The organism is Planococcus beigongshangi (genome assembly GCF_016820495.1).
Classification (GTDB): domain Bacteria; phylum Bacillota; class Bacilli; order Bacillales_A; family Planococcaceae; genus Planococcus; species Planococcus beigongshangi.
The window spans coordinates 105,928-128,719 of sequence record NZ_JADHDU010000004.1 but is presented as its reverse complement, the minus strand read 5'-3'; the positions used below and the strand labels follow the sequence as shown (position 1 = coordinate 128,719).

The 22,792-nt window shown below is 48.1% G+C and carries 25 protein-coding genes; 9 read left to right on the top strand and 16 right to left on the bottom strand.

What is annotated here, in order from left to right; all coding sequences use genetic code 11:
- Window positions 1–40 precede the first annotated feature (40 nt).
- Window positions 41–310: a GNAT family N-acetyltransferase gene (locus IQ294_RS10680; protein WP_203334028.1), complete on the top strand. Its 270-nt coding sequence runs from the start codon at window positions 41–43 to the stop codon at window positions 308–310.
- 72 nt (window positions 311–382) lie between these two features.
- Window positions 383–1,630, top strand: coding sequence for an erythromycin esterase family protein (locus IQ294_RS10675; RefSeq protein ID WP_203334027.1), 1,248 nt, complete (start codon window positions 383–385; stop codon window positions 1,628–1,630).
- A gap of 65 nt (window positions 1,631–1,695) precedes the next feature.
- On the opposite strand, the gene IQ294_RS10670 is transcribed toward IQ294_RS10675, so the two are convergent.
- Window positions 1,696–2,373 (bottom strand): hypothetical protein, encoded by a 678-nt coding sequence (locus tag IQ294_RS10670; protein ID WP_203334026.1) that lies wholly within the window; start codon window positions 2,371–2,373, stop codon window positions 1,696–1,698.
- 127 nt (window positions 2,374–2,500) lie between these two features.
- Here IQ294_RS10670 and IQ294_RS10665 point away from each other — a divergent pair, with 127 nt between their 5' ends.
- Complete coding sequence (locus tag IQ294_RS10665; RefSeq protein ID WP_203334025.1) at window positions 2,501–2,809, top strand: protein YxiS; 309 nt, start codon at window positions 2,501–2,503, stop codon at window positions 2,807–2,809.
- A 63-nt stretch (window positions 2,810–2,872) separates the two neighbouring features.
- On the opposite strand, the gene IQ294_RS16315 is transcribed toward IQ294_RS10665, so the two are convergent.
- The 3 genes from IQ294_RS16315 to IQ294_RS10650 all read right to left on the bottom strand — a co-directional run bounded on the left by IQ294_RS16315 (window position 2,873) and on the right by IQ294_RS10650 (window position 4,269).
- Window positions 2,873–3,259 (bottom strand): hypothetical protein, encoded by a 387-nt coding sequence (locus IQ294_RS16315; RefSeq protein ID WP_238942780.1) that lies wholly within the window; start codon window positions 3,257–3,259, stop codon window positions 2,873–2,875.
- A gap of 122 nt (window positions 3,260–3,381) precedes the next feature.
- Entirely contained in the window at window positions 3,382–3,768 is a 387-nt protein-coding gene (locus IQ294_RS10655) for a DnaJ family domain-containing protein (RefSeq protein ID WP_349291349.1), read from the bottom strand.
- A gap of 21 nt (window positions 3,769–3,789) precedes the next feature.
- Window positions 3,790–4,269 carry a PaaI family thioesterase gene (locus tag IQ294_RS10650; protein WP_203334024.1) on the bottom strand — a complete coding sequence of 160 codons (480 nt, stop codon included), beginning with the start codon at window positions 4,267–4,269 and terminating at the stop codon, window positions 3,790–3,792.
- Between the two features lie 692 nt (window positions 4,270–4,961).
- Here IQ294_RS10650 and pepF point away from each other — a divergent pair.
- Window positions 4,962–6,773: an oligoendopeptidase F gene (gene pepF, locus IQ294_RS10645; protein ID WP_203334023.1), complete on the top strand. Its 1,812-nt coding sequence runs from the start codon at window positions 4,962–4,964 to the stop codon at window positions 6,771–6,773.
- A 36-nt stretch (window positions 6,774–6,809) separates the two neighbouring features.
- Here the strand turns inward: pepF and IQ294_RS10640 are convergent, their stop codons facing one another.
- The 4 genes from IQ294_RS10640 to IQ294_RS10625 all read right to left on the bottom strand — a co-directional run bounded on the left by IQ294_RS10640 (window position 6,810) and on the right by IQ294_RS10625 (window position 10,423).
- On the bottom strand, window positions 6,810–7,073 hold the full coding sequence (locus tag IQ294_RS10640; protein ID WP_203334247.1) for a hypothetical protein: 264 nt from the start codon (window positions 7,071–7,073) through the stop codon (window positions 6,810–6,812).
- Window positions 7,074–7,935: 862 nt separating this feature from the next.
- Entirely contained in the window at window positions 7,936–8,580 is a 645-nt protein-coding gene (locus tag IQ294_RS10635) for an NAD(P)-dependent oxidoreductase (RefSeq protein WP_203334022.1), read from the bottom strand.
- 14 nt (window positions 8,581–8,594) lie between these two features.
- The gene (locus IQ294_RS10630; RefSeq protein ID WP_203334021.1) at window positions 8,595–9,581 is read right to left on the bottom strand and encodes a cation diffusion facilitator family transporter; all 987 of its coding nucleotides are present in this window, start codon (window positions 9,579–9,581) and stop codon (window positions 8,595–8,597) included.
- A gap of 107 nt (window positions 9,582–9,688) precedes the next feature.
- Window positions 9,689–10,423, bottom strand: coding sequence for an MBL fold metallo-hydrolase (locus tag IQ294_RS10625; RefSeq protein ID WP_203334020.1), 735 nt, complete (start codon window positions 10,421–10,423; stop codon window positions 9,689–9,691).
- Window positions 10,424–10,546: 123 nt separating this feature from the next.
- On the opposite strand from IQ294_RS10625, the gene IQ294_RS10620 reads away from it, so the two are divergent.
- From IQ294_RS10620 to IQ294_RS10610, 3 genes are all read left to right on the top strand, one after another.
- Window positions 10,547–10,873: a YflT domain-containing protein gene (locus tag IQ294_RS10620; protein ID WP_203334019.1), complete on the top strand. Its 327-nt coding sequence runs from the start codon at window positions 10,547–10,549 to the stop codon at window positions 10,871–10,873.
- Window positions 10,874–11,077: 204 nt separating this feature from the next.
- Entirely contained in the window at window positions 11,078–12,139 is a 1,062-nt protein-coding gene (locus tag IQ294_RS10615; protein ID WP_203334018.1) for a YkvI family membrane protein, read from the top strand.
- An 83-nt stretch (window positions 12,140–12,222) separates the two neighbouring features.
- Window positions 12,223–12,525 carry a DUF3219 family protein gene (locus IQ294_RS10610; RefSeq protein ID WP_203334017.1) on the top strand — a complete coding sequence of 101 codons (303 nt, stop codon included), beginning with the start codon at window positions 12,223–12,225 and terminating at the stop codon, window positions 12,523–12,525.
- A gap of 46 nt (window positions 12,526–12,571) precedes the next feature.
- Here IQ294_RS10610 and IQ294_RS10605 read toward each other — a convergent pair whose 3' ends face one another.
- The 7 genes from IQ294_RS10605 to glgB all read right to left on the bottom strand — a co-directional run bounded on the left by IQ294_RS10605 (window position 12,572) and on the right by glgB (window position 20,500).
- Window positions 12,572–12,832 carry a DUF3006 family protein gene (locus tag IQ294_RS10605; protein ID WP_203334016.1) on the bottom strand — a complete coding sequence of 87 codons (261 nt, stop codon included), beginning with the start codon at window positions 12,830–12,832 and terminating at the stop codon, window positions 12,572–12,574.
- A gap of 4 nt (window positions 12,833–12,836) precedes the next feature.
- Window positions 12,837–13,916, bottom strand: a complete 1,080-nt coding sequence (locus IQ294_RS10600; protein WP_238942778.1) for an MBL fold metallo-hydrolase — start codon at window positions 13,914–13,916, stop codon at window positions 12,837–12,839.
- A 115-nt stretch (window positions 13,917–14,031) separates the two neighbouring features.
- On the bottom strand, window positions 14,032–14,841 hold the full coding sequence (locus tag IQ294_RS10595) for an SDR family oxidoreductase (RefSeq protein WP_203334015.1): 810 nt from the start codon (window positions 14,839–14,841) through the stop codon (window positions 14,032–14,034).
- Window positions 14,842–15,038: 197 nt separating this feature from the next.
- Window positions 15,039–16,475, bottom strand: coding sequence for a glycogen synthase GlgA (glgA, locus tag IQ294_RS10590; protein ID WP_203334014.1), 1,437 nt, complete (start codon window positions 16,473–16,475; stop codon window positions 15,039–15,041).
- Window positions 16,472–17,497 (bottom strand): GlgC family sugar phosphate nucleotidyltransferase, encoded by a 1,026-nt coding sequence (locus IQ294_RS10585; RefSeq protein WP_238942777.1) that lies wholly within the window; start codon window positions 17,495–17,497, stop codon window positions 16,472–16,474. The genes glgA and IQ294_RS10585 overlap by 4 nt, the downstream gene beginning before the upstream one ends.
- Entirely contained in the window at window positions 17,472–18,638 is a 1,167-nt protein-coding gene (locus IQ294_RS10580) for a glucose-1-phosphate adenylyltransferase (protein WP_284699728.1), read from the bottom strand. Before IQ294_RS10580 ends, IQ294_RS10585 begins: the two co-directional genes overlap by 26 nt.
- Entirely contained in the window at window positions 18,635–20,500 is a 1,866-nt protein-coding gene (gene glgB, locus IQ294_RS10575; protein WP_238942796.1) for a 1,4-alpha-glucan branching protein GlgB, read from the bottom strand. The genes IQ294_RS10580 and glgB overlap by 4 nt, the downstream gene beginning before the upstream one ends.
- A 253-nt stretch (window positions 20,501–20,753) precedes the next feature.
- Here glgB and IQ294_RS10570 point away from each other — a divergent pair, with 253 nt between their 5' ends.
- Together IQ294_RS10570 and IQ294_RS10565 are read left to right on the top strand one after the other, a co-directional pair.
- On the top strand, window positions 20,754–21,314 hold the full coding sequence (locus IQ294_RS10570; protein ID WP_432419957.1) for an SCO family protein: 561 nt from the start codon (window positions 20,754–20,756) through the stop codon (window positions 21,312–21,314).
- A gap of 3 nt (window positions 21,315–21,317) precedes the next feature.
- A complete protein-coding gene (locus tag IQ294_RS10565) occupies window positions 21,318–21,647 on the top strand; it encodes a hypothetical protein (protein ID WP_203334011.1) in 330 nt (109 codons plus the stop codon).
- A gap of 42 nt (window positions 21,648–21,689) precedes the next feature.
- Here IQ294_RS10565 and IQ294_RS10560 read toward each other — a convergent pair whose 3' ends face one another.
- A complete protein-coding gene (locus IQ294_RS10560; RefSeq protein ID WP_238942776.1) occupies window positions 21,690–22,784 on the bottom strand; it encodes a lactonase family protein in 1,095 nt (364 codons plus the stop codon).
- Window positions 22,785–22,792: the final 8 nt, after the last annotated feature.

Below are 22,792 nucleotides of genomic sequence, written 5' to 3'. Positions count from 1 at the left end.
AACGGGAATACATCTGTATAGACGAAAAGGAGGCTGAACGATGGATATCAAACAAGGCAACAATAAATTCTTTGTCGAAAAGGATTCGGAAGAACTGGCGGCTCTTGAATATATGCCGAATGGCGATGTGCTGACCGTTACGCATACGGAAGTGTCACCGGAACTTTCAGGCCAGGGCGTGGGCAAACAGCTGGTCAGTGAAATTGTCCAGTATGCCCGGAACGAAGGCAAAACGATCGATGCACAATGTTCCTTTGCGCGTGGTGTAATCGAAAAGACTCCGGAATTCCAGGATGTATTGAATAAGTAAGCCAACAGCATATCCGCAGCCGCGGATATGCTGTTTTTCACCTTTGAATATCCACCGAAAGGAAGTGTCTGCATGAAACTTACACTGGAAGTGGCCATCCGAAAATTTGCACAGCCTGTAACTGCCAGCAGTGATTTGGACTTATTGCTGGAAGCTGCGGGTGACGCAAAAATTGTCTTATTGGGCGAAGCCACTCACGGTACGTCAGAGTTTTACCAATGGCGCGCGGCTCTCTCGAAACGGCTGATTCAGGAAAAAGGGTTTTCCCTTATTGCGGTGGAGGGCGACTGGCCGTCGTCATATCAGGTGCACCGCTATATCAATGGCTTTACTGATGGCAATGAAAACGCAGCGGATTTATTGGCACAGTCGTTTACACGCTGGCCGAGATGGATGTGGGCCAACGCGGAAATCGCTGATTTTATTGATTGGCTGAAGGATTTTAATGCCGCGGAGAGTAAAAAGATCGGATTTTACGGCATTGATGTCTACAGTCTATGGGAATCCATGGAAGAAGTGATCCGCTACCTGACGGATGTCGATCCTGCAGGAGGCGATGTGCAGCTGGCGAAACAGGCATTTTCCTGCTTCGATCCGAGCAACCGCGAGCCTGAAAAGTATGCCATTTCCTACGCCACTTTTTCCACATCCTGTGTCGAGGAAGTTACCAGGCTGCTCGCTTCCATACAGAGCAATCCGGAACGTTACGCCAATGAAGAAGAAGCGGACCTCAATCTTCAGATCAACTCACTAGTCGCGAAAAATGCAGAAGAATATTACCGGGCCATGTTGCGGTCCGGTGCGGATTCCTGGAATATCCGGGATGGACATATGGTGGAAACGATAAATGAACTGCGGAAGTACCATGGCCCCGACGCCAGGATCATTATTTGGGAACATAATACGCATATCGGGGATGCCCGGGCGACCGATATGAAAAACGATGGCATGGTCAATGTCGGACAATTGCTCCGGGAACAGAATCCGCCGGAAGATGTCTATGCAATCGGTTTCGGTTCTTATGAAGGCACTGTCATCGCAGCGGAATCCTGGGAAGCCCCGTATGAAGAAATGCCCCTGCCACCGGCCCAAAAGAATTCGTGGGAGGAATTGCTGCACAGGACGGGTGCCCACGATAAACAGCTGATTTTTGACGACAGCAACCGCCAGTTGTTTGACCGCTGGGCAGGCCACCGGGCCGTCGGTGTCGTCTACCATCCGGAACGGGAAGCATACGGCAATTACGTGCCAACGATGATATCGAAACGCTATGACGCTTTTCTGTTCTTCGATCAGACAACCGCGCTCGAGCCGCTATGAAATGAAAAAAAGCCAGCGAAGGATTCATCCATCCTTCGCTGGCTCTGGTTATCATTCTTATAAAATTAACGGAATTCGCCGTCCACTACGTTGTAAAGGAAGTTCCAGTTATCCGCTCTGTACAATTCCTGGAATGTCAGGCGGTCGCCTGTGCCAAGCGTCACTTCTTCACGTGAAATCGCTACGACCATCGCGCTTGTCCCGTTGTCCAGGTTCAGGTAGACATCCCCGATGGATGGACGGATTGCATCGCGCTCACGGATTTTTTCGATCAATTGCTTATCCGCTTCCAGCTGGCTTGCATCGACTTTCGACTTGTCGTAATAGGCGATGTCTTTGCTGCCCTCCGCTTCACCCGGATCCATAATAAAGAATTCCTTGAATTTCACCGTGTTTTGTCTCGTCGTCAGCACGTTCTTGCCTTCAACCGTTTCCACTTTTTCAAATTCATTGAGAGAATAATGGTCCATATAATCAGGATCCGGTTTGCTGATCAGGATATAGCCGCCTTCTTCAGGCACCATATCATCGCGCAGTGTATAACGGCTGCCGAAAAATAAGAAAGAGTCCATATGCTGTGGTTTGTAGAAAGTGATTTCATCCGCTTTCGCATCCACTTGCTCCATGTCCTTGACACGGAACATAAGAACGGATCTTTTCGCGAGCGGTTTAACTGAATAGACTTTGTGCAATTCGTTATTGTAATACACGAATTGACCTTTTCTGACTTGAAGTAATTTCATCTTTTTCCCTCCGATACTATCATGGGTCCTGCTACAAATTCTAGAGGATATTAGGATGGAAGTCCAAGCATCCACCTGTTTTTTTTGGTATGTTACCTATAAGATTGCTTTTAAGGAGCTGAAAGACATGGAATATGAAAATCGTGATGACTATATCATCAAAAAGTATCAGCAGGATGAAGCCACAATGGTCCAGCTTTTCGTCAATTGGTCGCTGAGCAACGACCTGGATCCACTCGAACTTTATAAGCGCGCTTATCCTGTGCAATCAACCAATGAAGTTCTCATCAAGGCATTGGAAGACGCGGATTCTTCCGAAATGGATATCAGCGATGAGACAATCCTCGAGATTCTCCAGATGTTCGGCAACGATGATCTGGCTTTCGTTGTTTCTGAAGAAATGGAGAAGCTAAGGAAACGCAAAGGCGAGAGATGACCCGAAGTGCTGGGCCGACTTGAATTTGGACAATCATAAAACGCGGGACAGCACGCCCCCGTTTTATTTTCTTTTTTTCCTCAATTCTTTCGCCTGATTTTCTATATAACTGGTGCGCAGATTTTCATAACGGTTTGACGCCACATTGCTGTAAATTTTACTGAAGCGGCTGGTTTCATTTTCCTCTTCTGTCTGTTCATCGATTTCCTCGACTTCTTCCGCTTCGGCCGGCGGCGATTCAACCCGTTCCTTTTTCGCCGGCTTCTCCGCTTTCACTTTCGTGGCCGGTTCCGCCGGTGTCTCCGGAATCGGTTCCACTGGTGTCTCCGGAATCGGTTCCACTGGTGTCTCCGGGATCGGTTCCGCCGGCGTTTCGCCTACCCGCTCCGACGTTTCCACCTCAATCGTTTCTTCCTTTTTCATCTTCGGTGTCTCCTCTTTTCTTTCCATTGCTGCTCACTCCTCCCTTTCGATTTCCAAAAATTCATTTCCTATAAAATTCCCCTAAAAATGGGTCCGTTAAACCAACAAAGGACTTCGCCGAGGCGAGGTCCTTTGTTAAGCAAAAATTATTATTCCCATCTGCTGGCCATCCGGTCGATATTCTCCATCGTGATCGACCCTTTTTGAAGCGGCACCGGGCAGGATTGATTGAATTCGTGGATTTTCTCGTTGATTTTCGTAATGAGCAATGGCACGTCCCTGTGCTTTCCTGCTTGGCGTCTTTCCTGTATTGCATGTATCCGGTCCCGGATTTCATGCTGCAATTTAAGCCAATGCGGTTTGTAACCCTGCTCGTTAGCCACCCGCTGGAACTGCTGGAACAAGTCACCCGAGAAGTATTCGGAAGGCAACGGTTTACCGGTTCCCGGCAGATTATCCATGCCTCCGGTCTTTTCATATTCCCTCAAAATATCGCCGATCAGATCATTGCGTATTTCCTGCTTTTCTTCCGCCACTTTCCCAGCCCCTTTGGAATTCTATTTTCCAAATGAGGACGGCATAACGACGGCAACCACTGTTCCTGTTGCACACACCACGCCGTCCGCAGTGACTTCGACAGTCACCTTGAATTTCTTCGGATGGATCTCTTCCACTGCACCTGCAGCTTTTAACGTGACGCCCTGCGGAGTCGGCTTCAGATAATCAACATGCAGGGAAGCCGTCACAAAACGCGGCGGCTCCTCACCACTGCCCGGTTCAAATCCATTCTTCCGGTGCAAAGCCAGCGACGCTGAACCGGTACCGTGGCAATCCACCAACGAAGCGATGACTCCGCCGTAGACAAAACCGGGAATCGCAGTATGTGCATCCGACGGGTTATATTCGGTATACGTCTTCTCCCCCTGCCAAACAGTCCGGAAGTGATGCCCCTCTTCATTCAAACGGCCACAGCCGTAACAATGCGCAAACTCTTCCGCGTATTCATCCTGGATTGCTGTACTAGTCGTCTCATTCATCTTATTCCCTCTTTCTCCGGTGAATTTTGCTTGTAATGCCTTTATTTTAACATAGCATTATGCTGATTACCGTCAATTTTCTGAATTTATTCTTGGCAGGATTTTCTGTAAATGAACACACAGAAAAAGCGCAGCCCTTTTCATCAGGCTGCGCTTTTCCCTGTTGCAACTCCTCCACTCTCAGAGGAGTTAGTGCACGCGGAAAATTTGTTATTCATACTTCTACATTCTTAATAAAGGTTGACGAATGTTCAAATCCCGTCAATACAGCTTCTTGTTCTGTCTGCATCTTTAGATTTACTCGCATATACCTCACAGCGAATCCGATGTTCTGCAGTCAGATATTCAGTTGCACTTACACAAAAAACTTACCAATCTTCGTTTGGAGCACTTTCTTTTAAAACTCTGCAAACGGTGGTACCCGACGAGAAAACAATCGCCAGTAAAGCAAATTTTCCGCCAAGGCTGTGCATGTCCTCGTCTGGAGGCGATTATAAGCTAAGATTCTGCTTACTCGTTTCTCCCTACGGTGGTTCCGCCTTGTATCTTTTATATACCACGCACATTTTAAATTTAAACCTCTTTTTATTCGAATTTTTTAATTTATTCGATAAATCCTTTTTACTTTTTTCTCCTTGCCCGCTATACTTGGAATAGTTCGATACCCGTAATAAAAGAGGAGAGATAGATAAATGGTTAAAAGTTTACCCGCACGCTCAGAAGTGAATGTTGAAGAAACTTGGGATTTACAGTCTTTATTTGCATCAGACGAAGCCTTCCATGAAAGCTTAGGGTCGCTCCAGCAGGAAGTCGATACTTTTGAAGTGAATTATAAAGGCAAAACGGAAGATGCCGCTTCAGTCATCGAATTATTGGAAGCCTACGCGGAACTCACTGAAAAATTTGTTCCAATCGGTACATATGCAAGCCTGAAAATCAGTACAGATCAAACGGACAATGATGCTCAGATGCTGTCGAGCACATTCGGTTCGGCTGCCGCAAAAGTGAACAGCACACTGTCATTCGTAACAAGTGAATTGCTGGCATTGCCCGAAGAGACACTGGTGCAGGCAATGAAAGATTCAGATGAATTCAAGGTCTATCTGGAAAAATTGATCCGCAGAAAAAAACACCAATTGCATCCCGAAGTCGAAAAAACACTCGCCGCCTATTCATCAACATTCAACGCGCCTTACGGACTTTATAATACGACGAAAATGGTCGACATGTCGTTCGAGGATTTCGAAGTGGACGGCGAGAGCTACCCACTCAGCTATGTATCGTTTGAAGGCGACTGGGAAGCGGAAACGGATACAGGGAAACGACGCGCTGCCTTTGATGCATTTTCCGCAAAATTGAAAGACTATCAGCATACGACTGCAAAAACATATGATATGCAGCTGCAGATGGAAAAAACCACATCCGACCTGCGCGGCTACGAGTCGATTTTCGATTACCTCCTGTTCAATCAGGAAGTGGACCGTTCCCTGTACAACCGCCAAATCGACCTGATCACAAGTGAATTGGCACCGCATATGCGCAAATATGCAAAACTGCTGCAAAAAGCGCATGGCCTTGAAAAAATGACTTTTGCTGATCTGAAGATTTCACTGGATCCGACATACGAGCCTGAAATCACAGTCGAAGAATCGAAGAAATACATCAATGACGCACTCGGCATCATGGGCGAAGATTATTTGGAAATGATTGAACGTTCCTACTCGGAACGCTGGATTGATTTTGCGCAGAATAAAGGAAAATCGACTGGGGCTTTCTGTTCGAGCCCTTACGGCAACCACCCGTATATCCTGATTTCCTGGACCGGCCGCATGAACGAAGTGTTTGTCCTGGCACATGAGCTTGGGCACGCCGGCCATTTCTACAACGCGAACCGCGAACAGAATGTGTTCAACGCGCGTCCTTCGCTGTACTTCATCGAAGCGCCTTCGACAATGAACGAAATGCTCGTCGCCAATCACCTGCTGTCGAATTCGAAAGATCCGAAATTCAAACGCTGGGTCATCTCATCGATTGTCGCCCGCACGTATTACCATAATTTCGTGACGCATCTGCTGGAAGCGGCTTATCAGCGTAAAGTATACGAGCGCATCGATTCCGGGCAGAGCGTCAATGCCGGCATTCTGAATAACCTGAAGCGCGGTGTGCTCGAAGAATTCTGGGGAGACGCGGTGGATATCAATGAAGGTGCCGAGCTGACGTGGATGCGCCAGCCACATTATTACATGGGCTTGTATCCGTACACTTACAGCGCGGGGCTGACTATTTCCACGCAAGTGTCGAAACGCATCCTTGAAGAAGGGCAGCCAGCTGTCGATGAATGGCTGGAAGTATTGAAAGCCGGCGGAACGAAATCACCGGTGGAACTGTCGAAAATGGCCGGTATCGACATCACGACCGACCAGCCGCTCCGCGATACTATCGCTTATATCGGCGAACTGATTGATGAACTGGAAAAATTGACAGAGGAAATTGAAGGTAATTAATTTCATTCCGCAATATAAAAAGAGTCCTGAATTTCTTCAGGACTCTTTTTTGTCGTTCTTATTATCAGAAGTGTGCTCCACTTCATCTTTACCCGGCGTACTATCTATAGACAGCGGATCCTCGCTGTTTTTCGTGTCGTAATCAATATAATACTCCTGTTCACCCATTTGCTTAACCTGTTTTTTTGAAGCTTTGACCAGCAGCCAGATGATAAGCATGGATAGAATGAAGATAACAATTACGGAGATAATACCGGGGATATACTCAGACTTATCTTCTGGAAAGTAAAGAAATTCCATCGTGTTTACCCACCTTTATCTTCAAGTTTCATTTCATTATACATGATTCTTTAATGCCCTGAAGAGATGAAGGTGAACGTTTAATGGCAATTGGAAAAGCGACGGCACCCGCTTAGCTCTGATAGGCATAAGACAGAATAGCGAAGCGGCGCCCTTTGCCGCATAGCTGGGCTGGCTTATGACCCGAAGAGCTGGGTCGCCGGAGCCTGGACAATAGAAAAGCGACAACGGCCGTTCAGCTCCGACAGATTTAAGATAAACTTCCGAAGCGGCGTCTTTTCGGCCGCGCAGGAAGGGCGGCTTAAGTCCGAGGAGTTGGCCAGTTGGAGTCTGGACAATAGAAAAGCGACGGCACCCGCTTAGCTCTGATAGGCATAAGACAGAATAGCGAAGCGGCGTCTTTTCGGCCGCGCAGGAAGGGCGGCTTAAGTCCGAGGAGTTGGCCAGTTGGAGTCTGGACAATAGAAAAGCGACGGCACCCGCTTAGCTCTGATAGGCATAAGACAGAATAGCGAAGCGGCGTCTTTTCGGCCGCGCAGGAAGGGCGGCTTAAGTCCGAGGAGTTGGCCAGTTGGAGTCTGGACAATAGAAAAGCGACGGCACCCGCTTAGCTCTGATAGGCATAAGACAGAATAGCGAAGCGGCGTCTTTTCGGCCGCGCAGGAAGGGCGGCTTAAGTCCGAGGAGTTGGCCAGTTGGAGTCTGGACAATAGAAAAGCGACGGCACCCGCTTAGCTCTGATAGGCATAAGACAGAATAGCGAAGCGGCGTCTTTTCGGCCGCGCAGGAAGGGCGGCTTAAGTCCGAGGAGTTGGCCAGTTGGAGTCTGGACAATAGAAAAGCGACGGCACCCGTTCAATGGTCATTCCTTTTCCCCTGCAACCGTAAAGCGTTTATTGATATGCCAGCCATTTTCGATTTCATCGACCATGGCAATCGCGTAATCCGCATAACTGATATAGCTTTTCCCTTTCCTATTCACCAGAAAGGCGTCCTCGCCAATCTGGTATTTACCGGTGCGCTTGCCTTCTGGATCAAAAAATGCCGCCGGGCTAAGGAATGTCCAGCGGATGCCTTCCGACTGTTCAAGGTCAGATAAGTTCTGGGACTGGTTTAATGCGATGGCTTTAAAAGCTTCCGGAAACTCAGGCGTTTCATTCAGGCGGGTAGTTTTCGCCTCATCGACAAACAGGCTCCCTGCTCCGCCGACTACCAGAAGTCTGGTGTCTTTAGCACCTTTCAACGCATCGATGAGCGTCCGGCCTGCCTCCACATGCTGGACCGCTTTTTCAGGAGGCACACCGAAAGCATTGACGACGGCATCAAATTGTTTCAGGTCATCGGCCTCGAGATCGAAGATATCCTTTTCCAGCACAGCGACATCTTTTTCATTCGTAAGCCTCTGGGCGTCCCGGACGATCGCCGTCACTTCGTGCCCTCTGGATTTCGCTTCCTTCATAATCAGACTTCCGGCTTTTCCTGTAGCTCCGATAATTCCGATTTTCAAGACAATCCCTCCATTTATTCCGTCGGTTTCTTAATGACCACCTTTTGCCAGTGAACGATTTCATCGACTTGGTCGAACTCAATGATGATGTCCGTGACATTCGGTACGCGTTTCTTGATCTCCTCAGCAATGAAATCACGGATTTCGTCTGCTTCTTTGACTGTCATATCGGCTTCGACTTCAACTTTCAATTCCACGTGCAGATCGTCGCCTTCACGGATGACATCGAGATCCTGTATATCGTGGATGCGGGGATGTTTCATAATTTCATTGCCCATACGCTCCTGCATCTCGAGATCGGCCACTCCGAGAACGCCAGCAGCATTATCCAGGAAGATGCGCCCGACAACGACGACCAGCATGATCCCGATGATGACCGATGCATAGCCTGTCGCACTGTGGAACGGTGTGAACGTGGCGATGACGATGGCAACCAACGCAAGAACTGCGCCTCCTACTGCAACCATATCCTCTAAAAATACAAGCTTTGTAGCAGGGTTGGCGTATTTCACATTTTTAAAAGCCGCAGGGAAAATTTTCAGCCCTTTTGTCTGTTCTTTCGGAAGCGTATGCGTGATTTCTTTCATCGCTTTATGCAACACGAACATCTCCAGTACGATCGCCACCCCCAGCACGCCGACATTCAGCCAGAACCAATCTTCGGAATGTGCGCCCGATCGGATATGGTGGATCCCTTCCACAATCGTTTCATAAGCCAGAATACCAACAATCAGGACAGCTCCCAAAAGGACCAGATTGACCAATCGGCCAAAACCTCCCGGAAAGCGGTCGGTTGGCTTCTTCTTGCTGAGCCCGGAACCGATAAATACGAAAAACTGATTGGCCGCGTCGCCGAAACTGTGCATCATCTCGGCGAACATGGCCACATTCCCTGTAATCAGATAGGCAGCTGTTTTAATAATGCCAAGAACCGTATTTATAATTGCTGCCCATAAAGCTGATTTGGCTCCGAATTTCATCAAGCCGAATAATTCTCTCATAATAATCCAGGCCCCTTTCATTTTCTACCTATTAATAGCTTCCCTTTTTTTATGAAAAGGAAAACACGTTCCTGGTAAAATTTTCGAAAGGATTTTCAACCGCTATTTCAGATATTATAGGTTTTGCCGATTTGAGCGAATTCAAGCGGCCCTGTATAGGCGTTTTTCGCTGATTCCAGAATTTCTTCCAGGTCCCCGTATTGCGGGAGATGCGTCAACACCATCCTTTTCACACCTGCCTGCTCCGCAAGTTCCCCTGCTTGCCGGCCGCTCATATGCCCTTGGATGATCCCGACATATTTCTCATACAGATTCGATTCGGCCGCGATGAAATCAGCGCCTGCCGAAAACTCGACAAGTTCGTCTTTCCATGCCGTATCAGCTGTAAATACAGCGCTTTTTCCGTTTGAAGTAAATCTCAATGCCAGACAATAAACCGGATGGACCGTTTCACAAAATGAAACTTCCCATGGCCCAAGCTGGACGGGAGTATCGACATGCAGCTCCCTGCCTACCGTGACTCCCTTATAGGAAAGATTTGCAAAACCGGCGGCATCCCGGTTATGCGCATAGATGGGCAGCGGCGTCTCCCATTCCTTCAATTGCATGCCCACCATCGCGGCATGCTGCAAGACGCCGATGTCCGCCACATGATCCGGATGATAATGAGTGATGATCACCGCATCCAGTTCACTCAGTTTCATATAATTCTGCAGCGCGGCAAGTACCCCGCTGCCGCAGTCGACCAAGCAGCGGAAACCGTCCTGTTCGATTAAAAATGAGGAGGTCGCTTCATTTTTATTGGGATAGCCTCCCCAAATGCCAATAGGTGTAATGTTCATCTCCATCGCTCCATTCCGTCTATTTTTCTTCAGTATAACGCAATCCCCCAGCAGCCACTTGTTTGAAGAGCAGAAGATCGTGGTAAACATAGTAGTGGATAGAAAATTTGGGAGGGATTAATTTTGACTATTAAAATGACAGTTGAAAACGCAATCCAGGCTAAAGAAGAAATCGACAAATTAGAATCACAAGGGTACACGCACGATGACATTTACATTTTCGCTCATGATAAAAAACGCCAAAAGCATGTAACGGATGCACTCGATACTGAAAGCGTCGGGATGAAGGAACAAGGTTTCCTGGACAGCATGAAGAATATGACCAGCTCTCGCGGTGATGAATTGCGCGCGAAAATGGCAAGTGCCGGCTTAACGACACAGGAAGCAGAAGAATACGAAGAAGAACTCGACAAAGGAAAACTGGTTATCATTGCCAATAAAAATCAATAAGAATCTCATGAGAACTGGCTGAAGCCGCTAACGGCTTCAGCCAGCTTTTCTTTTTACTTAGAAAACTTCCATTTTATGTTCTTAATATAATTTCATTTACTTACTATTGTAAATCTTTCAAAAGAATTTTTGCGTACGTGCCTGTTTTTTGTTATATTTAAATAAGTTTTCATTCCAGACTCAAACACATCCAGGGGGTACACCATGATTAGAAGTTTGAAGATTGGAAGCGCTTTTATCGGAATCATCGTTGGAGCAGGCTTTGCATCCGGCCAGGAAATCCTGCAATATTTTACAAGTTTCGGTATACCCGGCATTTTTGCTGCAATATTAGCGACTGCCCTTTTCGCTTATATGGGAATGAGTTTAACAAGAATAGGCAGCCGCCTGCAGACCACATCGCATAAAGATGCTCTTTACACCATGGGCGGAAGAATTGGCGGGATCATCATGGATGCCATCATCATTCTGACGTTATTCGGCGTCGGCGTCGTGATGATTGCGGGAGCAGGCTCCATCTTTTCTCAGCAATTCGGATTCCCGGCAGCTTATGGGAATACCGTGATGGCTTTGCTTGTTATGGGAACGATCATGTTGAATATCCAAAAGGTTATTGCGATTATCGGAAGCATCACGCCGTTTCTGATTTTGACAGTTGTCGGTCTTGCCATATACAGCCTGATGACGATGGACTCCACATTCACGGCATTGGAACCGATTGCAAAATCAGCGGATTCCGCTTTATCCAATTGGTTTTATTCAGCGGTGAACTATGTATCATTTAATATAGCGGTCGGCGCTTCCATGTCGATTGTCATGGGCGGCGCAGAGAAAGATGAAAAAGTCGCTGCCCGCGGCGGATTGATCGGCGGGCTTGGACTTGGCATTCTCATCATCCTAAACCATTTGGCGATATTCTCTTCCATCGACCGTGTCGGTGAGGCGGAAATGCCCATTCTTCAGATAGCCAACGATATTGCGCCATTCCTTGGTTTCTTCGTTTCACTGATCTTATTCGCCATGATCTACAATACGGCTGTCAGTATGCTGTTTTCATTCACGGCCCGTTTTGCGGAACAAAACACCAAACGCTTCAGAATCACGGTTGTTGCTGTTGTCGGAATCGCATATGCACTCAGCTTCAGAGGATTCAAAGACCTTGTCAGCGAATTTTATCCGGTCATCGGTTTGCTCGGATTGTTCCTTGTCGTTACGCTAGTGGTGACGAACATCCGTTATTCGCGTGAGAAAAAAATGACCGCCTGAAAAACCGCCAATCCTTTTTTTAGGATGTGGCGGTTTTTTCATGGTAAAGTCAAAGTGAAGAAATTTTGAAAGGCGGTTTTTCCGTGGAGACAATTGTATGGATAGATGAGAAACAAATCGAGGCCACTGATTTCAACTCGGAACGGGTCATAGTTCCCGGTTATGCAAACGATGCACAAAAAATCTCCTTGTCATTTAAAGTCACCAGCGAAGAGTATCATGATGTGGCGGTACTCCTTTACAAAAATGATTTTCTCGTCCGCGTCCCTGAGATGGATCTGGAATTTCCTGCCGTAATCCATAATTACGCGACCGATCGTACAGATTTATATCAGCCTGGGCAAGTGGCGGATTATTACCTTGAATTGCGTGAAAAACTGGATTGAATGCTGATGCCCTGAATCCCAAACCGGATCCAGGGCATTTCTCACTTCATTTCCGTTTGAATTTACTGCCTTGGCTTTTCATCTTTAACTTTCGGGTTATCCGGTTTACCAGCTGTTCCCGGCGGATTCGTTCTTCCTCGTCCAATACGAATGAATAACCGCCATCCCGCTCATAAATTCGGAACCATGATCCTATCCTGCTGCCTTCCGGTAAATGCTGTACAGACAGGATGATTTCAAAACCCTGCTCTTCCAAAATAATAACGGCTTTACCGCCATCTTCAATCCGATCCAAATAGCCCTGCACCCGATCACTCCCCTATACAGGCCAGCCCCTGCTCTTTGATAGCCGTAACAGTTCCCTGGCCGATGCCTTTGATGTCCGCCAATTCGTCAATTGTGTCAAATGGCCGCATTCGCATGATTTCAGCCGCATAGGCCTCCCCCACTCCAGCAATTTGCTGGAGTTCCGCACTTGAAGCGATATTGATATTGATGCAGCGGTTTTCACCCTCCGCTGCCACACCTTCACGTTCAGTCACGATTCGGTAGGAATCTCCATCCGATTCTACGATGACTGTGCCGTTGACATCGGTGCCGTACACTTCCGCTCCTGCATTCTCAGCGGCAGCAAGGACTTCCGCATGTGGATGTCCGTAGGAATTATCTGCTCCGGCACTGTAAATCGCAATTTCAGCCGACACCGCCTCCAGAAAAGCCTTCCCTGTTGATGTATTGGATCCGTGGTGGCCGAGATGCAGGATTTCTGCCTGCAAATCCGTGCCACTGTCGATCATCCATTGTTCCTCTTTTACTCCCGCATCGCCCGTGAAAACAAATCGCACGTCGCCATATGCCAATTTCATCGAAATCGATTCTTCATTGGCCGCACCGGTAATCTCCTCCGGATAAAGGACTTCTATCTCCATCTTCCCTATATCAAAAACTTCTCCTGCACGCGGTTCGTAATAATCCGTTCCACTGGCATCGATCGACTGCATCACATTCAGATACGTATTCGAAGTGCTCGTATTTCCAGGCATCCAGACTTCATCGACATTAAATTCACCGATAACCTGCGCCAGCTGCCCGATATGATCGGCATCGGGATGTGTACCGACCGCCAGATCGATTTCCGTGATGCCGATCTCCTTCAGGTAATCCACCGCCTGGGTCGATTTCCAATGCCCCGCATCAATCAGGATGGCATGGCCATCAAATTCGACCAATGTCGCATCCCCTTGTCCGACGTCAATGTAATGCACCTTTAATGTCGGTTCCATTTTTGCCTGGTCTGTTTTTTCTTCCACCGGCTGTTCAGGTTCCTTGGTTTCCTGGCACCCTGAAATTGCCCATATGACAGCCATTAAAACCAATACGATCCTTTTCAAAAGCTCACTCCCTTATTCACTGTGAATTTTATCACAGCTTCTCCTGCGGTGGATAATCACCGAAAGGAATCAGGTAAAAAACCTCCGTCAGGGATTTCCCTGCTGGAGGTTGGAATTATGTCGACATATAGTCCCCGCCGTTCATATGAAGAAACTGGCCCGTCATATACGAATTTTGCGGATCCGCTAAAAATACATAGGCTTTCACCAACTCAAATGGCTCTCCGGCCCGGCCAGCCGGAACATCTTCTCCAAAGTCATCCGCAACGTCAGGGTTTATGTCCCCGAAAGTCTTGGTGATGAGCGGTGTCCAGATCGGGCCCGGCGCTATGCCATTCACCGCGATTTCCTCCCGGACAAGGCGGCGGGCAAGCGAGCGGGTCATCGCCACCATTGCACCGTTTGCACCGGCGTAGTCGATCAGGTCCGAATGGCCCCGATATGCATTGATCGATGCCGTGTTGATGATGCGCGACCCTTTCTTCAGATGGGGCAACGCTGCCCGCACAAGATAAAACATGGCAAATGCTTTGATCTCGAACGTTTTCAGCATTTGCTCATCTGTTATATCCAGCGGAGAAGTCTGCGGATATTGATAGCCTGCGTTATTAACTAGGATATCTATCTGCCCATATGACTGAAGTGTAAATTGGACGATTTTCTCACATTCTTCCGATTTCCCCAAATCGCCTTGAAACGCTTTTGCATCACCGCCGTATTTTTCGATCAGCTTGATCGTCGTTTCTGCCCCTTCTTCATTGCCTTTATAGCCGATGACAACTTTCGCCCCTTCTTTCGCATAGGCTATTGCGACAGCCTGTCCGATTCCGCTGCTTGCCCCCGTTATGATGGCGACTTTCCCTTCCAGCACCCCGCTTGCTTTGTAATCGGCTAAATCCGTATTATCGAATGATCTTTCTGCCATTGGATCACCATTCCTTTGTTGTTTATTGCGCTGTTACTTGTGGATTTCTCTGTAATTAGTAGAACTGATGATTTGCAGCACCCGATATTCTGCAAAACAGCTCGCTTTCCTGGCTGCTTGCGACGAGCGCAGCGGTGGAGCATAATCTTTGCACTGTCCATAGCGCCGAAGCGGTATATTAAGAATATCTTTTTCACTTACCTTTCAGCCAGCTCTTTATACAATTCCTCATACGATTCCGCCGATGGCTTCCAGGAATAATCCGCATTCATGCCATTTTGTTTGATGGCTCCCCAATGATCAGGTTCCGGATAAAGCGCCAATGCCCGCTCAATTGCATCGCCGAAAAGTGACCCTTGCTTGAAATCGCTCAGGAAGCCGTTGCCCGTTTTAGTATGGACATCATATTCGGTAACCGTGTCTTTCAGGCCGCCTGTCCGATTGACAACAGGAACCGTACCGTAGCGCATCGAAATCAGCTGGCTGAGTCCACACGGTTCGAAATGCGACGGCATAAGGAAAATATCGGCACCCGCGTATAGCTGATGCGCAAGGTTCTCGTCAAATCCGATATATGCCGCCACTTTCCGAGGGAATTTCTCGGCGAGTCCCCGGAAGAAGTTCTCGGATTTCTCTTCTCCGGACCCCAGCAGGATAAATTGCATTTCATTGACTGCCAGCAGCCTCGGCAGGCATTCCTCCAGAACATCGATTCCTTTTTGGCCGGCCAGCCGCGAGATCATGACAGCAAACGGAACGTCCCCTTTGACCGGCAATCCCATCTGCGTCTGAGCCGCACGCTTATTGACCGCTTTTCCTTCCACGGATGTATGGTCAAATTCCATTTCAATCGACAGATCTGTAGCAGGATTATACAATTCTGTATCCAGGCCGTTCAGGATCCCGGTCAAATCATCTTTACGCTGCTGGAGGACCGTCTCCAGCCCTTCGCCATATTCTGCTGTCAGAATTTCATCACGGTAGGAAGGGCTGACAGTCGTGATTTTATCTGCATAAAGAATTCCTGTTTTCAGCATATTATAATCGCCGTTCCAGTCGATCGCCCCTTCGTCAAACCCGCTTTCTTTCAAACCGAAACTGTTTTCAAACAGGGCTTTTGAAAATTTCCCCTGAAACTGCAGATTGTGGATGGTCAAAATCGTCTTAGCTTTTCTCCCTATTTGATTGAATCTGGTGTCTTCTTTCAATAAGAAGGGAATCATGGCAGCATGCCAGTCATGAACATGGATAATATCCGCTTCCAACTCCAGTGCCTGCATGACCGACAGCACCGCAGCATTAAAGAATCCGAACCGTTCTCCATCATCCTGCTGACTGTAGATCTCCGGACCTCCGTAATATTCTTCATTTCCTAAAAATAAATAACGGACCTGATCTTTTTGATATTGAAAGACGGCACATGTTTTCTGTTCTCCGGAAAAAGAGACTGCAATTTCTGCAAGAAGGGTAAATCCAGCGGTGAATCCTTCTGCTATCCCTCCGTATTTAGGCATCATCACGGTGACTTCATGGCCATATTCCGCGAGCTTCGCGGGCAGCGCCCCAATTACATCAGCCAGTCCCCCGGTTTTCGCGAACGGCACACATTCTGCCGCAGCCATCACTATCTTCATACTCCATCACCTTCCGACACGACACTGCCTTTCCGGATGACCACCGGCTTCTCTTTTGTGCCTCGGATTATTGTGCCCGCTTTAATGTGCACATCTTTATCCGCAACAACATAAAGCAGGCTGCACCCTTCCTCTATCACACATTTTTGCATGATGATGCATTTTTCCAGCTTCGAATTTTTGCCGATTTCGACCGCACGGCTCAGGATGCTGTCGCTGATCTCCCCATCGAGCAGACTCCCGTTCGCAACCAGCGAACGTTTGACTTTTGAGCCCTTCAGATATTTCGTCGGCGGTTCATCTTTGACTTTGGTATAGATCGGCCTTTCCGGCAGGAATAATTTACGCCAGTTTTCTGCATCCAACAACGCCATCGATTCATTGAAATAACTTTCCATGGAATTGATCAGCACGAAATAACCTCCGTATTCGTACTGGGCGAAGGTATAGGGTTTCTTCTTCAAGTTCACGATATCTTCCACACTGACAACGCGTTCTTCCCGGAAGCCTTTAATCATCCGGAGCAATAAATCCTTTGACAGGATATAGGATTTCATACAGTTGCCATTATGGACGGCTTCCGTGATATCAGCTCCTGAGGCAATGTGCTTTTCCAGCATATCGTTGTAATTGATCTGGGAAATGGTAAATGCGCTGGTCACCATGACATAGGGCTGCGCACTTTTACGGAAGAAACTGAGATGGTCTTCGAGTGCGGCAAATGAGCCTACACTAAATTGATCGCCTTCCCTTTGTGAAGTCGGCAAAAAGAACAGCCCATTGCGCCGCCTGTCGAGATCCCAACTCTTCCCTTTCCCGACATGGTCCATGAGGGATACGCTTTGCTGACTGGCAAAAACTCCGACTGAACTGATATTGGAGTTGACGATATTGGAAAGGGCAAAATCGATTAACCGGTATCTTCCCGCAAATGGAATGGAAGCGGAAGATCTGTACATCGCCAGTTCCTTCAACCCTGGAATTGTCACTGTTGCATCAATTACCGCTGCTAGCCGCATCATCTTCACGCCCTTCCGGATTATTGATCGTATAATTTGTCAAAAGAGTGATGTCGCGGTCTTTCTTCTTCAAAACGTAGTTGTCCGGTATATGCAGGTCCGGGGTGATGATGGCGCGGCTGACCTTGGCGCCCGCTCCGATCACTGCGCCTGCCATCACTACGCATTCATCCACTTCTGCGCCTTCTTTAATGTGCACATTCTGGGAAATGACCGATTTCCTGACTTTCCCTTCGATGATGCAGCCTTCATTGATAAAAGATTCCTCTATTTCACAGTTCTCCGTCACGACCTGCGGGGGGAGCTGCGGATTCGATGAAAAAATCCGCCAGGCCGGATCATGGATGACCAGTCCGGATTCCAGATTCAATAAATCCATATTCGCTTCCCACAGGCTTTCGACAGTCCCTACGTCTTTCCAGTATCCTTTATACGGATAAGCCACCATTTTTTCGCCGTTTTCCAGCATGGCCGGAATAATATCTTTTCCAAAATCATGGCTGGAATCTTCCTTATCGGCATCCGCTTTCAAATATTCCTTCAATTTTTGATAATTGAAAATGTAGACGCCCATCGACGCCAAATTGCTTTTCGGGTTTTCAGGCTTTTCAACAAAGCGCTTTACCTGCATGTCCCCATCGGTTTCCATCAGCCCGAAGCGGCTCGCTTCTTCCCAGGGAACTTCAATCACTGAAATTGTGGCGTCCGCCTGCTGGTTCTTGTGAAAATCGAGCATCAGCAGATAATTCATCTTATATATATGGTCTCCGGACAGGATCAGCACGTATTCCGGATCGTGCGCTTCCAGGAATTTCAGGTTCTGAAAAATGGCATTTGCCGTTCCGTCATACCATTTAATGCCATCAGCCTCCGCGTAAGGAGGAAGCATCGTCACCCCGCCATTGCGGCGATCAAGGTCCCATGGTGTTCCAAGACCGATATATTGATGCAGAAGATGCGGTTCATATTGTGTCAGTACACCCACTGTGCGAATCTCGGAATTCGTACAATTGGATAATGGAAAATCGATGATGCGGTATTTTCCGCCAAACGGAATGGCGGGCTTGGCAACCGCATTTGTCAGTTCTTTCAGCCGCGTCCCTTGTCCACCGGCCAACAGCATGGCAACCATCTGCTTTTTCAATCTGCTTCGCTCCCTCTCTCCATTAATTTCCAGATGCACATGGTAAACGCCGGCAAATCGATTTGGATGGATTGGTCCCGGCCATCTGCATGTATATCGTCGGCAACAGCTGTTCGGATTGCATCTTCCTGTACGCCTCCGTACTTTGCGGCAGCGCTTGAAAAAACCTGCTCGTATTTACCCGCTCCCGTTACTCCCACACGAAATTCCGAGTATGCGGCATTTGAGAAATTGCACAGCACGATGGCTTCATCTTCCGGATTTTTGCCCCTGCGAATAAAAGAAGCCACGCTTTGTTCGTGATTATCGGCATCAAGCCAGACAAAACCTTTCGGATGATCGTCCAACTGAAATAACGCCTTTTCCTGTTTATAGAATGCAAGAAGCTCTTTTGTATAGCGTGCCATCTGCTGATGCGGTTCTTTCTCAAGCGAGCCCCAGTCCAGCTCGGGCTTGAATTCCCATTCATCAAAATGGCCGAATTCCTGCCCCATGAACAATAATTTCTTACCAGGGTGCGTTGCCCAAAAACCGAGCAGCAGCCGCAATTGGCTAAACTTCTCTTCGAGTGCCCCCGGCAATTTATTCAGCAGCGATTTCTCCCCATGCACCACTTCATCGTGCGAAAACGCCAGAATATAACGTTCATCGTATTGATACATCAATGAGAAATTCATCTTCCCGTGATGTTCAGGCCGTTTTTCAGGCGGTGTTTTCATGTATGCGAGCGTGTCATGCATCCAGCCGAAATTCCATTTATAATCAAAACCGACTCCATTCTGATCGGAGGCATGCGTCACTTTCGGGTGCCCCCATGCATCTTCAGCAATTAAAATCGTCTGCGGAGCCGCCTTTTTCAAACTGGCGGTCAGGCTTGCCAAAAAGCTCTTTCCTTCTTCATTGAAAGGACGGGTTTCCTCATTTGGTATAAAAAGCTGCGTAATGACCGCATCCATCCGAAAGCCGTCGAATTTAAATTCTTCCAGCCAATAATGCGCGCTGGATTTCAGAAAACTGGCGACTTCCCCTTTTTGAATATCGAAATTCAAGGTGCCCCAATCCGGATTCAACCTTCTTTCAAGGCGCGATTCTTCGTAAAGCGGTTTGCCGTTGAACAGGGACAGCGCAAAAGCATCGCTGCAGAAATGGCCTGGCACCCAGTCCAAAAACAGTCCGATGCCTTGCTCTGCACAGGCTGAAACAAAATATTTCAAATCATCCGCAGTCCCGTGCCGGCTTGTCGGCGCAAAATAACCGGTTGTCTGGTATCCCCAGGATTCGTCGAGAGGATGTTCTGTAATCGGCAGGATTTCGATATGTGTGAACCCCATATTTTTGACATAGGGAACGAGTTCGTGGGCAAGTTCCCGGTAACTCAGGAACTCCCCTTGCTTATTCCGTTTCCAGGTGCCGATATGAAGTTCATAAATCGCCATCGGCTTTTCGATATGCTTTTCAGCAATGTCCCCTTTATTGTTCAAAACCGCCTTTGTCCATTCATGCCGGGAGCGTTCAGCAATTACAGATTTTGTATCCGGCCTCATCTGCCCTTGCTTCGCATAGGGATCGGCTTTCATCAGAAGCTCTCCCGTCGACAGCAGAATTTCATACATATAGGAAAAACCGGTCAAATCCTTCGGTACCTGGACTTGCCAAATCGTATCGTCATTCGGTAAGCGGTTCATATTATAGGATTTCCATGGATTATCCGAAGCATCGAACAATACGACGTCCACACTTTCCACATCCGGCACCCACAGGGTAAAGAACGTGTTTCCGCCTTCCACTGTCGCTCCGAAATATTTATGGGCGTCCGTCATGGAACCAGTATGAAAATCCTTCAGCTTTTCTTCCGGGATCATCAAGAGCATACCTCCTCAGCCTTCCCTTAACTGGCTATCTTTAGTAGATTCTACAAACGGAACAAAAATCCTTTGTAAATTAACTTAATATTTTGTAAATGATTGTTAAATCCAATTTCCCCTCTTTCCTGCAGTTCGAAATATATACATATGTTTTTAAGGTCCGGTACTTGTTTGACGGCCGTATATCCACTAACCTTAGGGATGTAGGAAAGTATAGAAAGGAAGGGTACTGTTGCTGAAAATCAAGTGGATGGCCCTGTTGTTATTTTTAAGCCTTGTTCTTGCCGGATGCGGCCAGAGCATCAAAGATTCCGTCAATTGGGAAATAGAAGATTTCCATTTCACCAATCAAGATAATGAAGAAGTCAGTCTGGGCGATCTCAAGGGGGAGGTCTGGCTGGCGGATTTCGTCTTCACTAATTGCACAACTGTCTGTCTGCCGATGATGGCGAATATGACACAGCTGCAGCAGCAATTGGAAGAAGAAGGACTGGATGTACGAATTGTGTCATTCAGTGTCGATCCAGCGGTCGATACACCTGAAGTGTTGAAATCATATGCAGAAAATTACGGTGCGAATCTTGAAAGCTGGGATTTACTGACCGGCTACGTGCCTGAGAAGATCGATCAATTTGCCCTGAAAAATTTCAAGACAGTGGCCAGAAAACCGGATGACTCCGATCAAGTGGTACATGGCACCGACTTTTTCCTGATTGACCGTCAAGGGGTCGTGCGGAAATTCTATAACGGCATCAACCCTCCAACGGATGAAATATTAAGCGATATCGAAATCCTGCTGGCGGAGGATTAAGCGATGAAAAAGAATAAGATCTGGATTCTTGCGGGGGCAGCAGCTGCAGCTGCGCTTCTGGTTTTCCTTTTCATCCCGCGTGACAATACGCCGCCTCCCACTGCGCGGGTGGTGCTGGAACATACTTACCGGACATATATCGCTCCATCCTGTTTCCAAGGGGCGGACGCGACGAACTTTCTTGAAGAGTCGACGCTGCAGCATGCAGAGGAATTGAATTACCCTCCCCATTCCGACTGCACGAAAAAAGCTTTTGCAGGCACTCGTGAAAGCCGGATCACAAGCATTTTAAAAGAATTCGGGATAGTTGAAAAAGAAACAGAGGATTGGTGAGAATGGAAAACAGGCAAAGGATCTCTATCCTTTGCCTTTTTTTTATATGGTCCATGGTAAGAATTTCACACAGACCGGCGATTCTGTTTTTACTTCCTGTGCCATCGCAAGCGGGCGCCCATTTTCAAGTTTCAACACGGCCAGGGAATGTGATTTTTCATTTGCCGCAATGAGCCAGCCTCCCCCTGGAGCGAGTGTGAAATGGCGCGGCCCCTGCCCTCCGCTGCTGGTGAATTCGGGATGATCCAAGCTGCCGTCTTCAGCAATCTCAAACGACACGATGCTGTCATCTCCCCTGTTCGACGCGTACAGGAATTTGCCGTCTTCGGACACAGCGACTTCAGCTGCCGTATTGTCGCCTTCAAATGCCTCGGGCAGCAATGGCAGGCGCTGGATTTTTTCAATCTTATTTTCAGTAAAGGAATAGGCCGTCACCGTAGAGTCCAATTCACCGAGCGAATAAAAAATCGGCAATCGGGGATGGAAGGCGAGATGTCGCGGCCCGCTGCCTTTTTCAGCCTCGATGCCTTGCTTCAGCCGCAGTTTTCCGTTCTCTTCATCCAGCTGATAGCAGGTGATCGTATCCGTTCCGAGATCCGATACCGCAAACAAACCGCCTGCCGGAAATTCGATGACCGAATGCGGATGTGCGGCGTCCTGCCGTTCTGCGTTCGGTCCGCTGCCCTCATGCTGGACAGAATCCGACAGTTCGCCCAGGGTACCGTCGCCATTCAGCCTGAAGACATTCACATTGCCCGCCGAATAATTGACGGACAGCAGCCACTTGCCGCTCCGGTCGATGGCGACGTAGGCAGGATGATCTCCGTTGCCTTTGATGCGGCTCGTTTCGTTGACCGCCGCTTCAGCCAGCGCCACCCGATACGTCGCAATCTCTCCGCCGAAATCCTCGCTGCCGGCTGCGAACATCTTCTTCTCTGGATGGAGAGCCAGAAATGACGGGCGTTCAATTCCACCGACTCCCGCAACTTCCGTTAATTCACCTGCATCGGTATCGAATCGCCAAAGCTTGATGCCTTGATCTTCGCGGCCGGCATAAGATCCTGAAAGCATATGAAGAATCGCCAAACCAATCCCCCCTTTCATCATCGCCGGCTCTTGCTGAAAACCGGCCGTCATTATCTACA